Source organism: Bacillus sp. MBGLi79, from assembly GCF_002953915.1.
Genome location: NZ_CP026521.1, coordinates 2,114,240 through 2,116,259, shown reverse-complemented (window position 1 = coordinate 2,116,259; position 2,020 = coordinate 2,114,240). Strand labels below are relative to the sequence as shown.

Sequence of the window (2,020 nt, the reverse complement as noted above, 5' to 3'; positions counted from 1 at the left end):
GTGCCAGTCTCGTTTGAATAGGTTGAACGCACGCGGATCGGCACTTTCGCCTGCATTGCGATTTCAACGGCTCTCGGGTGGATCACCTTGGCCCCCTGATAGGCTAAATTACAGATTTCCGTATAGGTAATCACAGGCAGCGGCTTCGCTTTTTCAACGATGCGCGGATCAGCGGTCATGACGCCTTCGACATCTGTATAAATATCGATAAATTCCGCGTCCAGCGCCGCGCCGAGCGCAGCGGCCGATGTATCGCTTCCGCCGCGGCCGATCGTTGTAATGTCCCCTTTTGCAGTCGCGCCTTGGAAGCCTGCGACGACAACCGCATCATGGTCGGCCAGCATGCTGACAAGCCGCTCCGGCTTCATTTCGAGAATCTTTGCATTCGTATGGTTGTTGTCCGTTAAAAAGCCCGCTTGCGCACCGGTTAAAGCAGCTGCTTTAATCCCGTTTTCCAAAAGCATGCTGGCGAACACAACAGAGGAAATCGTTTCTCCGCATGATAAAAGCATATCCTGCTCGCGCTCGGTAATCGTATCCTGTCCGCCGTAAAGCAGATCAAGCAATGAATCAGTCGCATACGGATCGCCTTTCCGGCCCATGGCCGATACGACGACAACCGCTTTGTATCCTTCATTGACCGCTTCCTGAATATGGCTTAAGGCAAGCTTTCTGCCGCGGTCATCTTTTACAGACGTTCCGCCGAATTTTTGAACGATGATTTTCACTTTATTTCACTCCAAGTTGATTTCGGACGTAACAGAAGAGAGCAGGCTTTCATTTTTGCCTCACTCTCTTCTCACATCCCGTTAGAAATCTTAAACTAAATTTAAAGCTTTTAGGCTTTCTGCGATTTGTACGGAATTCCATGCTGCGCCTTTCAGCAGGTTGTCGGAAACGATCCACAGATGGAAGCCGTTCGGGCGGTCAAGGTCTTTTCTCACCCGGCCGACAAACACGTCTCTTTTACCTACTGCATCTGCAGGCATCGGATAGACCTGTTCAGCCGGATCATCCTGCAGAACGACGCCTGGAGCTTCTTTTAACAGATTTTTAATATCTTCTGCTGTCACATCATCACGGTCTGTTTCGATGTAGACGGATTCTGAATGCCCTGTTGCAACCGGCAGTCTGACACATGTGGCTGAAACTTGAAGCTCAGGCATGTGCATGATTTTTTTCGTTTCATTTATCATTTTCATTTCCTCAAACGTAAAGCCGTTTTCCTGAAATTTATCGATTTGAGGAATAGCGTTAAATGCGATTTGGTAGTGTTTTTCATCACTCTTCACCGGCATGATCTCAGGCTCGAACGGTTTGTCGTTCAAAATGGCTTCGGTTTGCCCGTAGAGCTCTTTTACCGCTTCGTTTCCGGCTCCCGACACCGCCTGATAAGTCGACACGATGATTTTGTTTAAACCGAAAGCCTTGCGGATCGGTTCGAGCGCAACAACCATCTGGATTGTTGAACAGTTCGGATTTGCAATAATGCCGTTGTGCTTGTGCAAATCTGCCTCATTGACCTCAGGTACGACGAGCGGAGTGTTTTGGTCCATTCGGAACGCGCTCGTATTATCAATAACGATCGCCCCGCGTTTGACAGCCTCGTGAGCAAGCGCCTGCGAAACGCTTCCCCCAGCGCTGAAAAGCGCGATGTTGACGCCTTCAAAGCTCTCTGGACGAGCTTCTTCTACAGTGTACTCTTCGCCTTTGAAAGTCTGCTTCGTACCTGCTGAACGTTTTGAGGATAATAAAGTCAGTTTATCCAGTTCAAAATTCCTGTCTTCTAGTGTTTTTAACATTTGCTGTCCTACAGCGCCTGTCGCACCAACTACTGCTACATGTAATCCTCTGCCCAATTGTAAAACTCCTTCCACCTTAATCGTCGTAAACGATTGGTTGACTATGCATTTTACATTTTATTTTAACATAGATGTGTGCCGTGGTGATTGACAAAATGGTTGAGTTAGGTTGCATGGAAGGCGTTGATGAAACTTACGCACTACATAATGATGCAGCT

General features: G+C 48.1%; 2 protein-coding genes. Both read right to left on the bottom strand.

Translation table 11 applies throughout. The features are described 5' to 3' along the window. A partial coding sequence (locus C1T29_RS10780) for an aspartate kinase (protein ID WP_208945719.1) occupies positions 1–728 on the bottom strand: 728 nt, incomplete at its 3' end. Positions 729–818: 90 nt separating this feature from the next. Further along, on the bottom strand, positions 819–1,859 hold the full coding sequence (gene asd / locus C1T29_RS10775; protein ID WP_025811420.1) for an aspartate-semialdehyde dehydrogenase: 1,041 nt from the start codon (positions 1,857–1,859) through the stop codon (positions 819–821). Positions 1,860–2,020 lie beyond the last annotated feature (161 nt).